We start from the raw sequence: 20005 nt of genomic DNA on the forward strand, positions 1-20005 counted from the left end.
CCTTAGTTTCCTTGCGGCAATCCGTTCAGCTCGGCCTGGGTATTTTCAGGCGACACCAGCAGAGTAATTTCCACACGGCGGTTACGGGCGCGGTTTTCAGGCGTCGTGTTCGGCGCTACCGGGTTAATCTCGCCCCGCCCTTCCGCTTTCACGCGGCCAGGCTGAGAGAGGCTTCCCTGCAGCATTTTCTGTACCGAGCGGGCGCGTTCCAGAGAGAGTTCATAGTTAGAGGCAAAGCGCGCGCTGCGGATCGGCACGTTGTCGCTGTAGCCCACCACCAGAATTTTGCCGCTCACGTTATTCATTGCCTGCGCAATGCGGTGGATGACCGGCTCATAGCGGTCGCGCACGACGGTAGAGGCAGAAGCAAACAGCCCGTCGCCTTTCAGGATAACGACGCTGCGATCCGCTTCGTCTTTCACCGCGACCAGGCCAGCCTCGATCTCCGGCTTCAGGAAGCCGCGCAGGTTCAGCACTGCCGGAAGCTGACGCGCCGGTTGCTGAATAGTGGTTTCCGGAAGCTGGGACTGGTAAATCTTCGCCAGCACCGGGTTGGTGCTGTCGCCAAGACGCCAGTTGAGCACGATATAAAACAGACAGGCGATAAATCCGGCCAGCGCCACGCAGGCCCAGAGAGGAACCATCGGCCGCCAGAGCTTGCGCAGCACCGGGCGATCTTCCGGATGGGGAGAAAGCGGCGCCGGATAGCTGCCGCGCACGCCGCGGATCATCTGCCACAGCCGCTGCTTGATGGTCTCAAGCTGGGTGCGGCCATTGTCCAGCACCCGATAGCGTCCTTCGAAGCCGAGCAGCAGGCAGTAGTTGATCATCTCCAGCAGCAGAATATGCTCGCGCGGGTTTTGCGACAGGCGCGCCAGCAGCTGGAAGAACTTCTCGCCGCCCCAGGTTTCGTTATGGAACGTCACCAGCAGGCCGTTGCTTGACCAGACCCCGCTGCTGCCCCAGGGGGTGAGCGCGGCGGCTTCATCAAGCGCCGTACAGAGGCAGTAGCGTGCCCCGACGATCACTTCGTAGGGCAGCCCCGCCTGCTGACAGCGGACTTCGAAACGGCGAATTTCATCGATCAGGCGCTGGCGTAACGCCACCTGATCGTCGTGCGATACCGAATGACGGATCTGCGGAATCGCATTGAGCAGCGGATTGGCGGCCGCCACCAGCTGATTGTTGCTACTGGCCCCGGTGAACGCGGCATCGCTGCCGGTATCCTGTCGTTCCTGCATATTAAGCGCTCGCTTTATTATTCTGTCGGGCTACGGATGGCCCAAAACTCCATATCCAGCCCCGGGAACTCCCCCGCAAGGTGCAGGGCGAATGCGCCGGACTTATCCATCTCGTGCCACAGCTCGCTGCCCTTTTCGAGCTCAAAGTAGCTGTAGCCGGCATGCCACGGGATCTGCGGCGGTGCAACCGGCATGGCGCGCAGCATAATGCCCGGCAGCTGAAGCTGAACCAGATCGCGGATTTTCGACACCGGTGCGACCTTCATCTGCGCCGGGAAATGGGTTTGCAGGTGTTCGCCCGGCACGTTGGCTTTGACCGCCAGCACGAAGCCGAACTCACGCACCATGCTGGTTTCAGGCACCGTGGCGATGTTGAGGCCGTGAGAGCGCTCGTTAAGCGGCAGCTGGATAGCGTGGTCTTCCATCACCAGCGACAGCCCCTGACGCAGCATCAGCATCAGCTTGCTGAAGCAGTTCTCCAGATCGTCATGATCGTAAATCGGCAGCACGCTTTCGGCGGTCCGCTGCGACGTCCAGGTGGCGAGCTCGGTGGCAAACGGCAGCCAGCTGCGCCAGAGGGTTTCCGGGTGCAGCAGCGGGAGGGTTTTTAAATGAGACACCTCGCCCAGATGACGATTAACCAGCGACAGCAGCGTAAACTCGATCATTTCAGAGGTGTTAAAGCGGCCGGGCTGGCGCAAACGGCCGCCAATCTGCTGGCTGCGCTGCACCAGTAAGCCGTGCAGATCGTTGATCATGCTGTAGATCTGCGGGCTGTTATTGGCATTGAGCATCGGCGGGATGTAGCTGTTGTCGAGCCGCACGTGGTTGTCGTTACGCTTCTCGGTCACAAACGCCACGCCGATGGCGGTCCACTCCGCCGTGAGGTCTTTTTCGAGCATCAGGGTCAGACGCAGGCGGCCAAACTGGACGGTAGCATCCCCCACCGACATGGCGTTATCGTCCTCCACCTCCTGCTCGAACGCGATAAAGCGCGCCAGCGAGGATGGCTCTTCGCTGAAAATCACCTCTTCTCTCTCGCCACGACGAACCGGCAGTGCGAGCACCACCTTTTCGTTGGTGAGATTGTCAGGAATTTTCAGCGGTACAGGACCGTTGCGCCCGTTGCGCACCTGGAAAAAGGTGCCGTCCGGCAGCAGCCCACTGCAGTAGCTCAGGGCAATGCATCCCTGACGAAGCATCGCTTCATCCAGTTCAACGTCGAGAAAGCCCCAGAGATACGATCGCTGCAGCGCGCCCCATTCACGAACATGGTTGAGCAGATAGCTTTCAGTCCGCTGAAAATGGTGTGGACGCAGGAACATGCCTTCGGTCCAGACGACCTTTTCTGCTTTCGTCATGATGATGTGTTTCCTGTTTAGAAGCGCGTTACTGGCTGATGACCCGAATGCCGTTCACGTCGAGAAAAACGTTGGCCTGAAGTTCATCGGCGGACCATTTCCAGAACTGGTAGATATGATTTTCGCCAGGCACGGGCAGAGGGAGTGAAACGCGCCATTTTTTGCCATCCAGCACCTGGTACTCCGCCATCACGCCGATGTAGCGAGCCTCCGGCGAGCTTTGCCCGCTGAGAGTTTTTGACAGCTGTCCCGGCATCAGGAAGAACACATCGCTGTTCAGCAGATTCGCGCCAAGCGTGGCTGACGCGTTGTTCTGCAGGGAGTAGAAGTCGCTGGACATGAAATCCGCATCGGATTTCAGCAACAACACCCGAACCTTAAGCGGCGCAGATTCATTGATTTGTGGATGAGCCTGAAACTGCAGATTGTAGCGGGAGGGGTCGCTGTGTGAAGACGACGAACAACCACCGATCAGCGCGAAAATCATCGCGTAAAAGAATAACCACAGCCTATGAAAATTTTTATTATTCATAAAAATGCGCTCATGAAAGCCGTTTAGTTCAGGATCCAGGTACCGTTAGCGCTGTCTTTGCAGGCTTTGCTGTTGCCGTCGACATCGACACAGGTCGCTTTTTTACGCGTCTTATGGCGAATGGCCTGTTTACGCACGGCGGCATCGTACTGGTCGGCCTTGATAACGGCGCGCATCGGAACGTAACCAATCAGCTGCTCGTTGCCTTCATCGGCAAGCGCCATCCAGTAGTGTTCAACCTGACCCAGCACCACGTACGTTTTTCCGGTATCAAGAGTGCGGATAACTTTACCGCCGAAGTCAGGACGGCTCATCAGAGAGGCCGGATACATGGCACGATACGGCTCGTTAACCGGCGTGAACTCCGTCGGCGGCGTCACAGCGTGACGGTGGGTTAAGGTGACGCCGTTGACCTGGCTGGTCTCGATCGTATCGTCGTTAATCACAGGTTTCTGCGGTGCTTTACAGCCCGCCACCGCCATTACAAACAGAAGTGAAAACAGTACGCGCATTTTCATATGCTTTTCCGTAGCGATATTTCGATGATGGAGATAAGGGGATGAAGTTTGACTTAAGTGCTATTGTTAAAATAGCCAGGATATTTTCGGGGCGTTACTACTTTAAGGGCATAGCTACCGCACGAGCCTTTCAGAATAAGGCCCAGTGTCTTCCTGACATATTTTGACAAACGGTAAACAAGTTTACATGAGCTTCGTATCAATTCAATATTTACCGCCGCGTAACTGTTGGTAAATGAAGCAGTCGGAAAATTATAGGATTAATCCTATGATAAAAAACGATATGGCCCATCCTTTCTTATTTCTCTACCACAAAACCACATAACACCATGTTTTATAGACTAAAAAACACAAAAGAGAACCACTTTCATTAACGCAATCACGTTATTATCGCCACTACCATAATTAGTAGAATTCGCGTTTTTTTGATGTCAAAGGAATACATCTCTGATGAATTATTTGTTGCACTAACAGGGTATCTTTAATATTGAAGACGCTTCATCGCCTGGGTGAGAATATTTCACTTATGCAGCAAGATGTTAATTTCATGCCGCAAAAAAAGCGTATATTTTCGGCCGTAATAATTCCACTGTCAGGTATACCTTATATCTATTATTCATTAAGCGTGAGTAAACCTTCCTGCCATTCTCTCAATTGAAAAATGCCTCCAGCAGCCCACCAGCCGCGAATCGCGGCGATATCTCCAGCACATCAGCTTCATTCGAAGTTTTACTGCCGCTACATACTTTCCTGCTCACCGCCATCTATTTCACCTACCGGACGATAGATAAGATTTATTATTAAAATGATAAATATTCGTTATAATTTCTTTAAATATTTAAACACCAGACCAGATAAATTACTGTAATAAAAAGAGTTTGCGTTAAGGCATTTTCCCGTTCCGTATGTGCGTTACCATCCGGCCGTCATTGCTTTCACCTATTGCTCTCGTCAGTGATTTTTTGAGCTCAGGCGTTGTGTGATCGAACAAATCAGGAGTGGGTATGAACAAGAAAAGACGCTCGGTGCCAGGCATCAGACACTATGACGGCCCTGCCGGCGGCTGGGGCGCACTGAAAGCAACGGCGATTGCGGTACGCACCCAAATGGATACCTTTGACGCCCCGGCGACGCTGCTGCGCACCAACCAGCCTGACGGCTTTGACTGCCCGGGCTGCGCGTGGCCTGATAAAGAACACAAATCGACGTTCCAGTTCTGCGAGAACGGCGCCAAAGCGGTGACCTGGGAAGCGACCAGCAAACGCGTCACCCCCGCGTTTCTGACCGCAAACAGCGTCTCCTCGCTGCTGGCAAAATCGGACTTTGAGCTGGAAGGCTACGGTCGACTCACGCACCCCCTGCGCTATGATCGGGCGAGTGACACCTTCCGCCCCGTCGACTGGGACGCGGCGTTTCAACGCATCGGCGAAGTACTGCGCGGGCTCGAGCCGGACCAGGTCGAGTTCTATACCTCCGGACGCGCCTCTAACGAAGCGGCGTATCTGTTCCAGCTGTTCGCCCGCGAATACGGCACCAACAACTTCCCCGACTGCTCAAATATGTGTCACGAGGCCACCAGCGTCGGTTTGCCCCGTTCGATTGGCATCGGGAAAGGGACCGTCTCGCTGGACGACTTCGACAAGACGGAGCTGGTGATCTCCATCGGCCATAACCCCGGTACGAACCATCCGCGAATGATGGGGACCCTCCATGAGCTGGCCCGTCGCAACGTGCCGATTATCGTCTTTAACCCGCTGCGCGAGCGCGCACTGGAACGTTTTGCGGACCCGCAAAGCGTGATTGAAATGGCGACCTACGGCTCCACGGATATCGCTTCGACCTATTTCCAGGTGAAGGCCGGAGGCGATGCCGCCGCGCTGAAAGGGATTGCCAAACACCTGCTGGAAATGGAGGCCGAACGCGGGGACGTGCTCGATCGCGCGTTTATTGCCGAACATACTCAGGGCTTTGAGGACTTTGCCGCCGATATCGCGCAAACCCGCTGGGACGACATTGAGCGCGAGTCAGGTCTCAGCCAGGCGGCGCTCAAAAAGGTGGCAGAGGCGTATGCGAAATCGAATGCCACCATCATTACTTACGGGATGGGCATTACCCAGCATAATAAAGGGACGGCCAACGTCCGCCTGATTGCGGACCTGCTGCTGATGCGCGGGAATATCGGCAAGCCCGGCGCGGGAATATGCCCGCTGCGCGGCCACTCAAACGTGCAAGGGAACCGTACCGTCGGGATTAGCGAGAAACCCACGCCGGCCTTCCTGAACCGTCTGAAGGAGGTTTTCGGCTTTGAGCCACCGTCTCACCACGGCCATGACGCGGTGCAGGCCACCCAGGCGATGATCGACGGCCGCGCGAAGGCGCTCATCTGCCTCGGCGGTAATTTTGCGGTGGCGATGCCCGATCATGAACGCGGCTTTCCGGCGATGGGATCCCTGGATTTGAGCGTCCACGTCGGCACCAAGCTCAACCGTACCCATCTGCTGGTGGGCAAAGAGACCTTTATTTTCCCATGTCTTGGCCGTACCGAGCTGGATGTTCAGGCCACCGGCCGCCAGTCCATTACCGTTGAAGACTCGATGTCGATGGTGCATGCCTCATCCGGCAAGCTCAAACCCGCCTCCCCGTTGCTTCGGTCAGAACCCGCTATCGTCGCGGGCATGGCGAAAGCCACCCTGCCGGATACCCGCGTGGACTGGATGACGCTGGTTGAGGATTACGACCGCATCCGCGATCTGATCGAGCAGACCATTCCGGGGTTTGAGAACTATAACGCGCGGATCCGCGTTCCCGGCGGCTTCCGTATGCCGCTGCCGCCAACGCAACGTCTCTGGCCAACGGCGACGGGAAAAGCGATGTTCTCGGTCTTCGACGGCGTACACGAGAACGCCAGCGGTGAAGGTGAGCACGTCCTGCGCCTGATCACGCTGCGCAGCCACGACCAGTACAACACCACCATTTACGCGCTGGACGACCGCTACCGCGGCGTGTTTGGCCGCCGCGACGTGCTGTTTATGAACGAAGAGGATATGGCGCAGTCAGGGCTGGAACACGGCGACCGCGTGGATATCGAAACCGCCCTGCCCGGCAACGGGCAGCGTCTGGAAGACATTACCGTGGTGGCGTACAACATCGCGCCGGGGACCGTCGGGGCCTATTATCCGGAGGCCAACGTGCTGGTCCCGCTTGATTATCTGGATAAGGACAGCGGTACGCCGTCGTATAAATCCGTTCCGGTTCGCATCACCCTGCGCTCAAAAGAGATCCGCATGCTGTAAGCCGATCGCGCAGAGAAAAAGATGGATATTAAACAGTTAAAATATTTAATCGCGCTCGACGAGACCCGCCATTTTGGCAAGGCGGCCTCGCAGTGCAACATCACTCAGCCGACCCTTTCCATGCGCATCCGCAGCCTGGAAGAGGAGCTTGGGCTGGTACTGATTGTGCGCGGGCAGCGCTTTGAAGGGTTTACGCCGGAGGGTGAACGCATCCTCGCGTGGGCCCGCGCGCTGCTGGCTGCACATGACGGGCTACAGGCGGAAGCCGCGCTGTGCAAAGGTCAGGTGGTGGGCGAACTCCGTCTGGGGATGGTGCCGCTGGCGAGTGTGGATCCGATGATCTTTATTCGCCTGCTGACGGAAAAATACCCGGAGCTGACCTACAGCCTCTATTCCATGTCCTCCGCGCAGATTGCCGACGGCGTCAGCCGCAATCAGCTTGAGCTGGGGATTTGCTATCTCAACAGCATCGACACCAGCCTGTTCGATATTATCCAGCTTCCCAAAACGAAGATGGGCCTGCTGCACGACGTCCGCCATTTCCAGCTCGGCCAGGAGACATTGACCTGGCGCGATCTGACGGATTTTCCGCTGGGGTTCCTGACCAAAGGGATGCATTACCGGGCGCATATGGAGGCCAGCTTTAAGTCTGCTGGCATTGAACCGAGGTCCGTTTTCGAGAGCGACTCCACGTTCCAGATCATCCAGGCGGTGCAAAGCGGCGTGTGCTGTGCCGTGATGCCGCTGAACAACGGGCTGGAAGAGTTGAACAGCCATTTCAGGATTGTCCCCATCGCCGATGCGGATATCGAGGCCCCTGTCGGCCTGATTATGCGCCGACAGAAACCCGTCTCCTCGCTGGCGCTGCGCTGTTTTACCGACGCGCAGGAGATCTATCACGCCAGCAATGAGGCGTAGGCCTGACGCGTCACCACGCTAAAATCGCGGATCAGCACCGCGTCGCAAACGGCCCGGTGCTCCGGCGAACTCACCAGCGCGTGGAGCGCATCGCGAAGGGCGTTCAGGGTCTCAGGCGAGGTGCGGGGCGAGGTAATGAGCGGCAGCCCCGGCGTCAGCGGGGTACGGTCAATGACCGCCAGACTCGTCAGGCTTTCCGGTTCGTGACGCTGCAGCAGTGCCCAGGTGACACAGTCGATGGCCGCGATATCCCCTGCCCCGCGTTTGACATCAATCAGCGACTGGCGATGGCTGCCGCTAAAGGACGTTTGCGCGAAAAACGGCTCCTGAGCCACCAGAGGCGCCACTTTTTTTCGCAGCGCATTGTAGCCGGACTGCGAGTCCGCAGAGTTACAGACCGCCCGTCGGCCGCGAAAATCCGCCAGCGTGAGGTGGCGATCCTCCTCGCGCACCACCAGAAAGCTGCGGTAGTCGAACCCTTCGCAGCCCGGGGCCGCGTAGTGAAAACAGCCGACGACCTGCACGTCCGGAAGCTGCGTGACGAGCGGATAACCGCAGGCCTGGCTGAGGACAAGCCCAGGCTGTCGCCAGTGGGTCAGCAGATCGGACTCCGGCCCGTCGGGAACATCTTCGACGGGCACACCGCGAGCGGCCAGCAGCCCCTTTACCGCCAGCCAGAGCGCGCGGGTGTCGGCGCGATCCACCGCATACATGGGAAACGCCAGCGGGTTACTCATATCCCTCTTCCTGTTGTTTTCCGGGGTGAACGGTGACGTCGACGGGCCTGGCCCAGAACTGGCGCAGCCATTCACCGTAGCCCCTGACGAGAAAACCGCGGTTTCGCTCCCGGTACGCCTCCCGGTTTTGCTGGTAGATCGCCTTCAGCCCGTACCACGGCACCCCCGGTAAATCATGGTGTACTGAATGGTAGTTGAGATTTAAAAACAGTATCCGCCAGAACAGCCCGGCCTCGTTAATGACGGAGCGTGCCAGGGGATCGTCCGCTGCGCGATGTTCGAGAAACGATCGCACCTTGGTCAGCGCCAGCGCCGGATAGCTGACCGCCAGCACGAACCAGACGGGGGAAAAACCGACGTGCGTCATCCAGGCGAAAAGCGCCACCAGCAGCGTGATGTGAACCAGCCACATTGTCATCGCCCGCAGGTGAAAATGACGAAACGCCGCCCCGGCGCTGCCCAGCGTCTGGACGATATCCAGCAGCGGCGCCAGCAGAAGCCGCCCGGCAAAGGTATTCCGGGCCCGGATCAGGCGCTTCTGCCAGGGGGAAAAGCGCGCCCAGTTCGCCTCGGTAAAATAATACGACTCCGGGTCATCCACCGGATGGGTCAGGCTATCGTACCGATGGTGAGCCAGATGGGAATCCCGGTAGAGGCCATACGGATACCAGACCGCCAGCGGGAGCGTGCCGAACAGCTGGTTAAGCCAGGCAAAACGGGTGGGATGCCCGTGGATAAGCTCATGCTGCAGGGACATATACCAGGCGGTAAACCCGATCAGTAGCAGCGTGGCGGGCAGCAGGCCGAGCGTTTGCCAGAAAGCCAGCGTGGCAAACCAGCCCGCATAAATCGTGAACATTACCAGCCAGGTGGGCAGTTCGCTTCGCCATAAGAAACCCGACGCGAGGCGGTGAATTTGATTGCGTTGTTGCGGATGTAAATAGAGGGAGCTTCGTTTACCCATTCCTTCAGACGCCGTTTCGCCAGAGACAGTGCCCTGACGATCGGGGATTACGCCTGAAATCACAAACAACTTAAATCGCTTTGCTTTGCCAGAAACGTGAAGTGCGGGCACGCTTGACTTATTCTGTATTAAAGGTACTTTTCAGGACATGAAGAAGATCCTGATCATCGTTCCCGACGGCGGCATGCTGTTTGAAGCCGCCGGTATCGCCGACATTCTGATGCAGGCCAATCGGCTGCATCCGGAAGGGCTGGCGCATCCCCGCTACCGGATTATCATCGCCACCACGCAGCCTCACCAGGTGATCCACGGCCAGTCCGGTCTGAACCTGCTGGCGGACTATCGCCTGCCGGAGCTGGATCCGCGTGAACCGCTGGACACCATTATCATCACCGGACGCGGCATGAACGAGCAGGAGAGCACGGCGGTGGTGGACTGGCTGCACCTCGCTGCGCCGCACGCCCGGCGGGTAGCCTCTATCTGCGGCGGCGCGATGCTGCTGGCCCAGACCGGCTTGCTGGACGGTCGGCGCGCCACCACCCACTGGCGGCTGCTGGAGACCCTGCAAGCCCAGTACCCGTCAATCCGGGTCGAAGGCGGCCCGCTGTACATTCAGGATGGCCCCATCTGGACCTCCGGCGGCGTGAGTTCCGGGTTCGACCTGACCCTGGCGCTGGTGGAGGACGACTACGGATTTACCCTCGCCCGCGACGTGGCGCAGGATATGGTGATGTACCTGCGACGTCCCGGCGGACAGCTGCAGTTCAGCCGCTACAGCCTGCAGCAGCCGGGCACAGCAGGGCCGATAGGCGAAGTGCAAAGCTGGATCCTGCAGAACCTCACCGCCGATCTGTGCGTAGAGAATCTGGCCGATAAAGCGGCGATGAGCCCGCGTAACTTCACACGCGTGTTTACCCGCGTGGCCGGGGTCTCGCCTGCCCGCTACGTGACCGAAGCGCGACTGGCCGCCGCCCGCCAGCTGCTTGAGCAAACCCGCGATCCCCTTGAGCGCGTTGCGGAGCAAAGCGGGTTTGGCACCAGCATTAACTTGCGCCGCATCTTTGAGAAACAGCTTCACCTCACGCCCGGCGAATACCGCCAGCGCTTTCACTGCCGCAAGATGGCGTAATCTGATCCTTTTTTGTCGTTTACGCCAAACGGCCCGACGCCTACAGTGACTCCAGACAACAGAGATAAGGAGTGCACCATGGTTAAGGTCGGTATTAACGGTTTCGGCCGTATCGGACGTAATGTCCTGCGCGCGGCGCTGGGCAACCCGGATCTGCAGATTGTGGCGATTAACGATCTGACGGACAGTAAAACCCTCGCCCATCTGCTGAAGCATGATTCCCTTCTGGGCAAACTGCCCGCGCCCGTTGAAGCGGGTGACGGTGCGTTGCAGGTAGACGGCCAGCGGATCGTGGTATTTAGCGAACGCGACCCGGCGAATATCCCGTGGCGTGATGCCGGGGTAGACGTGGTGATTGAGGCCACCGGCTTCTTTACCGAGCGGGAGAAAGCGGCGGTGCATATCACCCACGGCGGCGCTAAGCGCGTCATCATTTCCGCCCCCGGGAAGAACGACGACCTGACGATTGTGATGGGCGTCAACCATGACCAGTACGATCCCGCCCGGCACGCGGTGGTGAGCAACGGGAGCTGCACCACCAACGGTCTGGCACCGGCCGCTCAGGTGCTGCATCAGCAGTTCGGGATTGAGCATGGCCTGATGAACACGACGCACGCCTACACCAACAGCCAGGCGCTGCACGATCAGCCGGAGAAAGATCTGCGCGGCGCCCGCGCGGCGGCGCTGTCGATTGTGCCCTACTCCAGCGGCGCGGCGAAAGCGCTGGGGAAAGTGATCCCCTCCCTGGACGGCAAGCTGACCGGGTACTCCCTGCGCGTGCCGGTGCCGGTGGTGTCGATTGTCGATTTAACCGTGACGCTGAGCCGCAACGTGACCGCCGAAGAGGTGAATGACGCGTTCCGCAACGCGGCCGCCAGCGGGCCTCTGAAAGGCATTCTGGGGTATAGCGATGAACCGCTGGTCTCCAGCGATTACCAGGGTGACCCGCGCTCCTCGATTATCGACGGGCTTTCCACGCTGGTGATTGGCGGGAATATGGTGAAGATCCTGGCGTGGTATGACAACGAATGGGGCTTCTCTAACCGCCTGGTGGATCTGGCGGTATTGATGGATAAGAAAGGGCTGTAAACCTGAGGCCGGGTGGCACGAACGCACACCCGGCTAAAAAATCACTCCGCTTTCACTTTCACACCCATAAACACAATCACCATCGCCGTCACCAGCAGCAAACCGCTGCCCGCGAACACGCCGCTGGCACCGTTAAGATCAAATACCGCCCCACCTCCGGCCGCACCGGCGCTTATCGCCAGCTGGATTGAGGCCACCAGCAGCCCCCCTGCACTTTCGGCTTCATCCGGAACGGTGGTCGCAAGCCAGGTTGACCAGCCCACCGGAACCAGACCAAATGCAAAGCCCCACAGCGCGACCAGCAGCCCGTCCAGCATGGCCAGATGACCAAAGGCGACCATCATGAGCGCGAGAACGCCCATCGCAAACGGCACCAGCGCCAGCGTCAGGCGCAGATTGCGTGCCAGCAGATGCCCGGCCACGGAGGTGCCCACAAAGTTGGCGATACCAAAGCCCAGCAGGATCAATGAAATGGTTTCCACGCTCGCCTGTCCTACCGTCTCCAGGAACGGACGCAGGTAGGTAAAGAAAGCGAAATGGCCGCTGAAGATCAGAATGGTCGCCAGCATGCCGCCGATCATCCCTGGACGACGCAGCACGCGGAACAGCGTACTCAGGCTACCGCTGCTCTCCGGCTTCATGGACGGCAGCACCCAGAGCTGCCACAGCAGCGCCAGCATGCTCGGCAGAATGCAGAGTACAAAGACGTTGCGCCAGCCGATCAGGCTGCCCAGATAGCTGCCCAGCGGGGCCGCGACCACCGTGGCAATTGATACGCTGGAGAAGATTACCGCCAGCGCTTTCGGCACTTTATCCGCCGGAACCAGACGCATCGTTGTCGCCGTCGACATGGCCCAGAATCCCCCGATGGCTATCCCCAGCAGCAGACGCCCCATGAGCAGGACGTGCAGGTTGGGCGCAAAGGCCACCAGCAGGCTGGAGATAATTTGCAGCACCGAGAAAAACATCAGTACCCAGCGGCGGTCGATACTCTTGGTCGCCGGGGTGATCAACAACCCGGTGACCAGCGCCACCAGCGCGGTGGCGGTGACAGCCTGTCCGGCCATCCCCTCGGTCACGCCCAGGCTCGCGGCCATGGGTGTTAACAAGCTGGCGGGCAGAAATTCTGCCGTAATCAAACCAAATACCCCCAGCCCCAGTGAATAGACGGCCCGCCAGGCGGGTTTTGCAGGCGCTACCGCCTCGCTCGCCGCGACACATGAACTCATCTGTTGATCTCCCGTTATAAAAATGTGACTACTGTCGCAAAAGAATAGAAGGTTCACCCTGGACGATCTATGACATATAATCTCCACTTATTGATTATTCGTCCGGAGTTGCACCATGACCGTACAGTCACCCGATTTGATCAGCGAACTTTTACGGGGCATGCGCCTGTCAGGCGTGAAATACCGGCGGATTGAAGCCAGCGCGCCCTTTGGCGTCGCGTTTCATCAGGCTCCCGGCCGGGCACAGTTCCATTTTGTGAGCCACGGTAGCGCCCTGCTGCGCATGGAGAGCGGCGCAACGTTCGAACTGAGCGGTGGCGACGCCCTCTTTATTCCCGGCGGGAATTCCCACGCTTTGCTCTCTGACGAGCAGGCCACCCTTACCCCGGTCAACGCCTTCCCGAGCGAGCCTATCTGCAGCTCGGTCTGCGCCATTACCTGCGAGCCCTGCCCGGAGAGCGAGAACACCCTCATTTTTAGCGGGTACATGGATTTTGAGCTGGGCGGGATGCAGCCGCTGATCAAGGCGATGCCGGAAGTGATGATGGTTAGCCGGCTGATGTCCACCTGGCCGGAAATTCATCCGCTGCTGGCGGCGATGGAGCGGGAATCCGCGGCGCGTCAGGCCGGGTATGCCGGGATCCTTGCGCGGCTGGCCGACGTGGTGGCGGCGTTAATTGTGCGGGGCTGGGTTGAAGGCGGCTGTGGCAAAGCCACCGGCTGGGTGCAGGTGCTGCGCGATCCGCGCCTGAGCCGGGCCATTTACGCCATGCACCAGCAGCCAGGCCTGAACTGGAGCGTGGCGGATCTGGCAAAAGAAGCCGGGACTTCCCGATCCGTTTTCGCGGAACGGTTTCTCGCGGCGACGGGAACCACCCCGGCAAAATATCTCAGCGAGCTGAGAATGCGGCTGGCCATTCAGTATATTCGTCATGAAAACCAGCCCATTGAAACGGTCGCGCTGCGGCTGGGATATGGCTCTCTGGCGGCATTTAGCCGGGCGTTTAAGCGCATCATTGGCCATGCGCCGGGCACGCTGCGGGAAGCCAGCCAGACCGCGGAAGAGGTCTGAAAGCGCGGCAATATTTAACGCGAAGCGGGCAATATTCGTCTAAGGTTTTCAGGTGATTGACAACAGCGGTCACGCTGTTTAGTGAAGACAGGAGACGAACTGATGATAAGACCTCGTACACTACGCCCCGCGTTTTTGCCCCTTGCGTTAGGCGGCGCGCTGCTCGGCGTAACGACACTGGGCTATGCCGACGATAACCCCGCAACCCAGACAACCTCACCCGATATTTTACTTGGCCCTCTGTTTAACGATGTGCAGAGCGCCAAACTGTTTCCCGATCAGAAAACCTTTGCGGATGCCGTCCCCAAAAGCGACCCGCTGATGATTCTGGCGGACTACCGGATGCAGCATACGCAGTCCAGCTTTGACTTACGCCACTTTGTCGAGATGAACTTTACGCTCCCTGCGGAAGGGGAAAAATACGTTCCGCCTGCTGGACAAAGTTTACGTGAACACATTGACGATCTCTGGCCCGTACTGACGCGCACTACCGATAAAGCCAGCAACAAATGGGATTCCCTTCTCCCGTTACCGAAGCCCTACGTTGTGCCCGGCGGACGTTTCCGCGAGGTCTACTACTGGGACAGCTATTTCACCATGCTGGGACTGGCAGAGAGCGATCATTGGGACAAAATCAGCGACATGGTGGATAACTTTGCGTATGAGATCGACACCTTCGGCCACATTCCCAACGGCAACCGCAGCTATTACCTGAGCCGTTCCCAGCCGCCGTTTTTCTCACTGATGGTTGAACTGTTGGCGACCCATGACAGCGACGCGCTGAAGAAATATCGTCCGCAGATGGAGAAAGAGTATGCCTACTGGATGGACGGCGTCGATGCCCTGCAGCCGGGCCAGGCCAACAAACGCGTGGTGAAACTGGATGACGGCGCTGTCCTCAACCGCTACTGGGACGATCGCGATACGCCGCGCCCGGAGTCCTGGCTTGACGATGTGAACACCGCGAAAAGTAACCCAAACCGACCGGCAACCGAGATCTACCGTGATTTGCGTTCCGCCGCGGCTTCGGGCTGGGACTTTAGCTCCCGCTGGATGGACGATCCGCAAAAACTCGGCACCATCCGGACCACCAGCATTGTGCCCGTGGACCTGAACGCCCTGATGTTCAAGATGGAAAAACTGCTGGCCCGGGCAAGCCAGGAGAGCGGCGATGCCGCCAGCGCAAGCAAGTATGAGACGCTGGCCACCGCGCGCCAGAAAGCCATCGAGAGCCACCTGTGGAATGATAAAGAGGGCTGGTACGCCGATTACGACCTGAAGAGCAAGAAGGTACGCAATCAGCTCACGGCGGCGGCCCTGTTCCCGCTTTACGTCAAGGCGGCGGCGCAGGATCGTGCCGAAAAAGTCGCCGCGGCAACGTCCTCTCGTCTGTTGAAGCCGGGCGGGATAGCGACCACCACCGTCAACAGCGGCCAGCAGTGGGATGCGCCAAACGGCTGGGCTCCGCTGCAATGGGTGGCCGCGGAAGGGTTGCAGAATTACGGGCAAGAGAAGGTCTCGATGGATGTGACCTGGCGCTTCCTGAAAAACGTTCAGCATACCTATGACCGGGAAAAGAAACTGGTCGAGAAGTATGACGTGTCGACCACCGGTACCGGCGGCGGCGGCGGTGAGTATCCGCTGCAGGACGGCTTCGGCTGGAGCAACGGCGTGACCCTGAAGATGCTGGACCGGGTCTGCCCGAAAGAGAAACCGTGCGACAGCGTGCCGGAGAATCGGCCTGCGGCGAATGATGAGGTGGCGCCGGTGAAAGCATCTGCGCAGTAAGGGAGTATTGCCGGGTGGCGGCTACGCCTTACCCGGCCTACTTTTTGCCCTCACAGGGCCTTGTTCAGAAACTGTAACTTGCCCCAAGCTGATACGTTCTGTCCCGCCCAACCCAGCAGTTGGTCGCGTCGTAGCAGGTCAGCGTCTCTTTGTTGGTGATGTTCTGCGCGCTGGCTTTAAGCGTCAGCCCGGCCAGCGAAGGCAGAATTTCACCCATCCGGTAGGATGCCGACAAATCGTACTGCGTGCTGCCCCCCAGTTTACCCGCATCGTTAGCCGGAGAGATTTCCATCGGGCCGGTGTAGCGTGCGCCCGCGCCCAGCATCAGCCCTTTCAGCGGTGTGTTTTCAAAGGTGTATTCCCCCCAAAGGTTGAAGGCATTCTCCGGCACCTGCGTTGGACGTTTACCTTTGTACTTGTCATCTTCCGTGTTGATCGCGTGGGTGTAGGCATAGTTGGCAATCAGCGTCAGGTTGTCCGTCGGGCGGCTGATGGCTGACAGTTCCGCCCCTTTGGATTCCACTTCCCCGGTCTGACGATAGTTCAGGAAGCCCGGATCGGAGGTGACGACATTTTTCTGGCGGATGTTAAACACCGAGGCGGTAAAGGTGGTGGCATAATCCGCCAGCAGATATTTTACCCCACCTTCCACCTGCTTGCTGGTGGTCGGTTTGACGTCTTTCGCCACGAGCGTGCCCTGCGGCGACACCGGCGCAAAACCTTCGGAATAGCTGATAAACGGCGAAATCCCGTTATCAAAGGCGTAAAGCGCGCCCAGACGTTTGGTGACGCGATCCTGCGATACCCAGGCCTTATCACCGTTTTGCAGATAATTGGTGGTGACGGAGCGATAATCATCGTAACGCAGGCTGCCCAGCAGATTTAACCCGCCAAACTCCAACTGATCCTGCAGGTAATAGCCGTTCTGCTGATAGCTCAGACGGTTTTTCTGAGCGGTATACAGCCCTAATGCGCTTTCGCTGATTTGCGAATAATGACGCATATCCATGCCCGGCGTGGTCGACGCGTAACGGTAGTGGAAATGGGAGTTCAGCTTCTGATAGTCAAACCCGGCCAGCAGATGGTGTTGCCAGTCGCCCAGCGCCACGGTTTTGGTGACCTGGTTATCGATGTTGAAGCTCTGCAGATCTTCATCGGTGGTGTAGGCAAAACGGTTGAGCTGATAAACCTCGCTTCCCGTGCCCGTTGCATAGACGCTGCGCTGGTGCGTGTCGACGTCGAAATAGCGCGCCTTCTGGTTAAAGCCCCAGCCGCTGTCAAACTCATGCTCAAAGCTGTAGCCCAGCATCCACTGACGCTGCTTAAACCCGCTCCACTCATCACCGGCGTAATCGCGCTTGCCCGCGTATGTCGAGCGCAGGTAGGCGATCGGAAGCGGGTTAGACGGCGTCAGGCTCGGGGAGTTCTGCGCCAGCGCGTCCAGGGTGAGGCGGGTTTTGCTGTCGGGTTGCCAGGTGACGGACGGGGCAACCAGGTAGTTTTCATACCGGGTGGTGTGCGGCTGATCGTCATTTTCCGTCGCTTTACCCAGCAGGCGGTAGTTCCAGTCGCTGTTGGCAATCTGCCCGGTTGAGTCGAGATAGCCCTCTTTCAGGTTGCGGTTGCCGGTGTTAAAACCGAATTCGGTTCGCGCTTCCCGCTGCGGCTTTTTACTCTGGATATTCACCAGCCCGCCCGGCGAGCCGCCGCCGTAGAGAACCGATGAGGGGCCTTTCAGGATATCAACGCTGTCAATCAACAGCGGATCGATGCGCGCTTTGGTATTGCCGGTGACGTTATAGGGTAACTGCAGCCCGTTGTAGAACTCCTGGTCGACGGTAAAGCCACGAATTTTATATTCGCTCATGTAGGAGGTATTTCCCCGCACTTCGGTTGAAACGCCCGACGCATAGCGGAGGATTTCATTCACGGAATTCGCATGGCGCTTGTCAATTTCCGGCGCAGAGAGGGTCGTGATGACCTGCGGCGTTTTACTTTCAGCTACGGCCGATTTCGTGGCGCTGTTCGTCCAGGCCGGCAGCGCGCTGCCCTGCTCTGCGCCCGTGACGACGATAGTGGATTCTTCGGCGAATGCCGGAGCGTGCAGTGCGAGCGTGATGGCGCCTGCCAGGGCGCAAAGCGTAAAACGAGAGGGAGTCATAATGTCGTCTTGTTGTTAGATGCAATACGGAACGACAATTATTATCATTTACATTAACAAATCAATACTCAGGTAAAAAAACGGCCCTCCGCAGAGAGCCGTTTACGTTATCTTATGCTCGTCGCAGTAACCTGAATATGCCCAGCACCACAATGGCGCCCACGACAGCGACCAGAAAACTGTGCAGGTCAAAACCACTTATGTTGCCTCCGAAGCCAAACATCGTCGCCAGCCAGCCGCCCACAACCGCACCAACGACCCCGAGTACGCAGGTCAAAATAAAGCCGCCGCCATCGTTTCCCGGCATGATCAATTTCGCGATAGCGCCAGCAATAAGACCAAAGATAATCCAGGCGATGATACCCATAGCGATGCCCTCTTGCAGGTTTAACGCATGTGCAGAAAACCTTCTGCACAGCTAACTTAAGTATAGGTCATCGCCGGAAAATCATTTTCTTGTCACCGACTTATCTTTGCCTGAACAGGCAAAAAAAACTCACCGGTTTGTATTAAGTTTCATTGCAGATTGCCGATAACGCTAAGACAGTCTGTCATCTATCAAGGAGCCATCCGGCGTGAGTCATTACAGTGAGCAGTTCCTCAAGCAAAATCCGCTGGCTGTATTAGGGGTATTACGCGACCTGCAAAAAGGTGAAGTGCCGCTGCGCATCAGCTGGTCGAATAATCAGTTCATCAGTAAGATCCTTGACGCCTCGCAGGAGCGGCTGGTGATTGATTTAGGCAGTCAGGAGTATGAAAACCGCGCGGCGCTGAAGGCGGAGAATATCGCCGTGATGGCCGAAACGCAGGGCGCCAAAGTGGAGTTTGTCCTGTCGCGACTGGAACTGAGCGAATACCAGGGGCTACCGGCCTTTATGACCCCGCTTCCCACTAATCTTTGGTTTGTCCAGCGTCGTGAATATTTCCGCATCAGCGCCCCGCTTCACCCCGCCTACTTCTGCAAGGCCAAAATGCCGGACAAAAAAGAGATTCGCTTCCGTCTCTTCGATCTGTCGCTGGGCGGTATGGGCGCGCTGATGGATACGCCGAAGCCTGACGGACTGGTAGAGGGCATGCGGTTCACGCAAATCGAGCTGGATATGGGGGGCTGGGGGCGGTTTTATTTCGATGCACAGCTGATTGCCATCAGCGAACGCACCGTCGTGGACAGCAAAAATGAAACGATCACCACGCCGCGTCTGAGCTTCCGTTTCCTCAACGTCGGACCTGGCGCTGAGCGCGAACTGCAGCGCATTATCTACTCCCTGGAGCGGGAGGCGCGCGAACGCGCAAATAAAGTTCTGTAAAAAACATCGGGCAGCGTGACCGCCGCCCGTCTGCGGCATTACATGGCATCCATCGCTTTCTGCACTTTCCAGATATAACGAGGCGCCTGTGGTGCCGGGTGATTTTTCACCACATGCTCAAAGAATTCGTCTTTGTCCATGCCGTTAATCTCTTCTATCGCCTCTTTGCGGTCAGAGGAGAAGGTTCTCAGCAACGCGCCGGCGCCGTTAACGTAAGACACCACCAGCGCGTACTGCATGACCTCCGGATCCTGAATCCCCTTCAGCACGCCATGCTCCATGATGCTCAGATAGGCCGTGCCCATTGAAATGTTGCGCTCCGGGTTCTTCAGCTCGCTGGTCGACGGCTGGCCGCTCCAGCCCATGTAGCGGTATACCTCTCTCCCCGCCGTTGACGCTTTAAGCTGCATCAGCCCCACCGCGTTGGACTTGCTGACAAGCGTGGGGTTACCGCCGGACTCCACCGCAATGATCGCCGTGATGAGGCGCGGACTGACGCCCCAGGCTTTCCCGGCTTGTTCACTGATCGGCATCCACTGCATCGCCCGCTTCACCGGCACTTCCGGGTTCCAGGGCGGGTTTTGATAATCATGTTTTGAACTACAGCCAGCGAGCAACACAATCAAAAAAGCAAACCATCTCAATTTCACGTCATCTATCCTTATA

General features: G+C 58.0%; 17 protein-coding genes. 7 read left to right on the top strand and 10 right to left on the bottom strand.

Translation table 11 applies throughout. The features are described 5' to 3' along the window. Positions 1-2 precede the first annotated feature (2 nt). From ACOTXF_RS00940 to ACOTXF_RS00955, 4 genes are read right to left on the bottom strand one after another with little or no spacing between them, the layout of a single operon-like run. A complete protein-coding gene (locus ACOTXF_RS00940; RefSeq protein ID WP_008502648.1) occupies positions 3-1241 on the bottom strand; it encodes a DotU family type VI secretion system protein in 1239 nt (412 codons plus the stop codon). A gap of 17 nt (positions 1242-1258) precedes the next feature. Then, positions 1259-2602, bottom strand: coding sequence for a type VI secretion system baseplate subunit TssK (tssK, locus tag ACOTXF_RS00945; RefSeq protein WP_047747412.1), 1344 nt, complete (start codon positions 2600-2602; stop codon positions 1259-1261). A gap of 28 nt (positions 2603-2630) precedes the next feature. Next, complete coding sequence (gene tssJ / locus ACOTXF_RS00950; protein ID WP_023344389.1) at positions 2631-3134, bottom strand: type VI secretion system lipoprotein TssJ; 504 nt, start codon at positions 3132-3134, stop codon at positions 2631-2633. A gap of 23 nt (positions 3135-3157) precedes the next feature. Further along, positions 3158-3652: a hypothetical protein gene (locus ACOTXF_RS00955; protein ID WP_039266581.1), complete on the bottom strand. Its 495-nt coding sequence runs from the start codon at positions 3650-3652 to the stop codon at positions 3158-3160. A 1004-nt stretch (positions 3653-4656) separates the two neighbouring features. Here ACOTXF_RS00955 and ACOTXF_RS00960 point away from each other — a divergent pair. Together ACOTXF_RS00960 and ACOTXF_RS00965 are read left to right on the top strand one after the other, a co-directional pair. After that, the gene (locus ACOTXF_RS00960) at positions 4657-6945 is read left to right on the top strand and encodes an FdhF/YdeP family oxidoreductase (protein ID WP_048962843.1); all 2289 of its coding nucleotides are present in this window, start codon (positions 4657-4659) and stop codon (positions 6943-6945) included. A 21-nt stretch (positions 6946-6966) separates the two neighbouring features. Continuing rightward, on the top strand, positions 6967-7863 hold the full coding sequence (locus tag ACOTXF_RS00965; protein WP_023294033.1) for a LysR family transcriptional regulator: 897 nt from the start codon (positions 6967-6969) through the stop codon (positions 7861-7863). On the opposite strand, the gene ACOTXF_RS00970 is transcribed toward ACOTXF_RS00965, so the two are convergent. Together ACOTXF_RS00970 and ACOTXF_RS00975 are read right to left on the bottom strand one after the other, a co-directional pair. Then, positions 7842-8600 carry a phosphate/phosphite/phosphonate ABC transporter substrate-binding protein gene (locus ACOTXF_RS00970; RefSeq protein WP_232926586.1) on the bottom strand — a complete coding sequence of 253 codons (759 nt, stop codon included), beginning with the start codon at positions 8598-8600 and terminating at the stop codon, positions 7842-7844. The genes ACOTXF_RS00965 and ACOTXF_RS00970 overlap by 22 nt on opposite strands. Continuing rightward, the gene (locus ACOTXF_RS00975; RefSeq protein WP_232926585.1) at positions 8593-9564 is read right to left on the bottom strand and encodes a fatty acid desaturase; all 972 of its coding nucleotides are present in this window, start codon (positions 9562-9564) and stop codon (positions 8593-8595) included. Before ACOTXF_RS00975 ends, ACOTXF_RS00970 begins: the two co-directional genes overlap by 8 nt. A gap of 148 nt (positions 9565-9712) precedes the next feature. Between ACOTXF_RS00975 and ACOTXF_RS00980 the strand changes: the two genes are divergently transcribed. Beyond that, entirely contained in the window at positions 9713-10693 is a 981-nt protein-coding gene (locus tag ACOTXF_RS00980; protein WP_232926584.1) for a GlxA family transcriptional regulator, read from the top strand. Positions 10694-10771: 78 nt separating this feature from the next. Further along, positions 10772-11782 (top strand): type I glyceraldehyde-3-phosphate dehydrogenase, encoded by a 1011-nt coding sequence (gap, locus tag ACOTXF_RS00985; protein ID WP_021240396.1) that lies wholly within the window; start codon positions 10772-10774, stop codon positions 11780-11782. A 41-nt stretch (positions 11783-11823) separates the two neighbouring features. Here the strand turns inward: gap and ACOTXF_RS00990 are convergent, their stop codons facing one another. Further along, a complete protein-coding gene (locus ACOTXF_RS00990; RefSeq protein WP_023325486.1) occupies positions 11824-13011 on the bottom strand; it encodes an MFS transporter in 1188 nt (395 codons plus the stop codon). Positions 13012-13126: 115 nt separating this feature from the next. Between ACOTXF_RS00990 and ACOTXF_RS00995 the strand changes: the two genes are divergently transcribed. Continuing rightward, a complete protein-coding gene (locus ACOTXF_RS00995) occupies positions 13127-14083 on the top strand; it encodes an AraC family transcriptional regulator (protein ID WP_047747407.1) in 957 nt (318 codons plus the stop codon). Positions 14084-14185: 102 nt separating this feature from the next. Then, the gene (locus ACOTXF_RS01000; protein ID WP_021240398.1) at positions 14186-15871 is read left to right on the top strand and encodes an alpha,alpha-trehalase; all 1686 of its coding nucleotides are present in this window, start codon (positions 14186-14188) and stop codon (positions 15869-15871) included. Positions 15872-15935: 64 nt separating this feature from the next. Here the strand turns inward: ACOTXF_RS01000 and ACOTXF_RS01005 are convergent, their stop codons facing one another. Together ACOTXF_RS01005 and ACOTXF_RS01010 are read right to left on the bottom strand one after the other, a co-directional pair. Beyond that, the gene (locus ACOTXF_RS01005; RefSeq protein WP_232926582.1) at positions 15936-18032 is read right to left on the bottom strand and encodes a TonB-dependent siderophore receptor; all 2097 of its coding nucleotides are present in this window, start codon (positions 18030-18032) and stop codon (positions 15936-15938) included. A 112-nt stretch (positions 18033-18144) separates the two neighbouring features. Continuing rightward, positions 18145-18399, bottom strand: coding sequence for a GlsB/YeaQ/YmgE family stress response membrane protein (locus tag ACOTXF_RS01010; protein ID WP_008502662.1), 255 nt, complete (start codon positions 18397-18399; stop codon positions 18145-18147). 208 nt (positions 18400-18607) lie between these two features. On the opposite strand from ACOTXF_RS01010, the gene ycgR reads away from it, so the two are divergent. Then, entirely contained in the window at positions 18608-19339 is a 732-nt protein-coding gene (ycgR, locus tag ACOTXF_RS01015) for a flagellar brake protein YcgR (RefSeq protein ID WP_234115188.1), read from the top strand. Positions 19340-19377: 38 nt separating this feature from the next. Here the strand turns inward: ycgR and emtA are convergent, their stop codons facing one another. After that, on the bottom strand, positions 19378-19989 hold the full coding sequence (emtA, locus tag ACOTXF_RS01020; protein ID WP_008502664.1) for a membrane-bound lytic murein transglycosylase EmtA: 612 nt from the start codon (positions 19987-19989) through the stop codon (positions 19378-19380). Positions 19990-20005: the final 16 nt, after the last annotated feature.

Origin of the sequence: Enterobacter cloacae complex sp. IR53041, from assembly GCF_049238285.1 — a bacterium.
Lineage (GTDB): Bacteria > Pseudomonadota > Gammaproteobacteria > Enterobacterales > Enterobacteriaceae > Enterobacter > Enterobacter roggenkampii.

Bases quoted from the DNA above. Each gene is read 5' to 3' on its own strand.
- ACOTXF_RS00940 (WP_008502648.1), bottom strand. From the start codon at position 1,241: ATGCAGGAACGACAGGATACCGGCAGCGATGCCGCGTTCACCGGGGCC.
- tssK (WP_047747412.1), bottom strand. From the start codon at position 2,602: ATGACGAAAGCAGAAAAGGTCGTCTGGACCGAAGGCATGTTCCTGCGT.
- tssJ (WP_023344389.1), bottom strand. From the start codon at position 3,134: ATGAATAATAAAAATTTTCATAGGCTGTGGTTATTCTTTTACGCGATG.
- ACOTXF_RS00955 (WP_039266581.1), bottom strand. From the start codon at position 3,652: ATGAAAATGCGCGTACTGTTTTCACTTCTGTTTGTAATGGCGGTGGCG.
- ACOTXF_RS00960 (WP_048962843.1), top strand. From the start codon at position 4,657: ATGAACAAGAAAAGACGCTCGGTGCCAGGCATCAGACACTATGACGGC.
- ACOTXF_RS00965 (WP_023294033.1), top strand. From the start codon at position 6,967: ATGGATATTAAACAGTTAAAATATTTAATCGCGCTCGACGAGACCCGC.
- ACOTXF_RS00970 (WP_232926586.1), bottom strand. From the start codon at position 8,600: ATGAGTAACCCGCTGGCGTTTCCCATGTATGCGGTGGATCGCGCCGAC.
- ACOTXF_RS00975 (WP_232926585.1), bottom strand. From the start codon at position 9,564: ATGGGTAAACGAAGCTCCCTCTATTTACATCCGCAACAACGCAATCAA.
- ACOTXF_RS00980 (WP_232926584.1), top strand. From the start codon at position 9,713: ATGAAGAAGATCCTGATCATCGTTCCCGACGGCGGCATGCTGTTTGAA.
- gap (WP_021240396.1), top strand. From the start codon at position 10,772: ATGGTTAAGGTCGGTATTAACGGTTTCGGCCGTATCGGACGTAATGTC.
- ACOTXF_RS00990 (WP_023325486.1), bottom strand. From the start codon at position 13,011: ATGAGTTCATGTGTCGCGGCGAGCGAGGCGGTAGCGCCTGCAAAACCC.
- ACOTXF_RS00995 (WP_047747407.1), top strand. From the start codon at position 13,127: ATGACCGTACAGTCACCCGATTTGATCAGCGAACTTTTACGGGGCATG.
- ACOTXF_RS01000 (WP_021240398.1), top strand. From the start codon at position 14,186: ATGATAAGACCTCGTACACTACGCCCCGCGTTTTTGCCCCTTGCGTTA.
- ACOTXF_RS01005 (WP_232926582.1), bottom strand. From the start codon at position 18,032: ATGACTCCCTCTCGTTTTACGCTTTGCGCCCTGGCAGGCGCCATCACG.
- ACOTXF_RS01010 (WP_008502662.1), bottom strand. From the start codon at position 18,399: ATGGGTATCATCGCCTGGATTATCTTTGGTCTTATTGCTGGCGCTATC.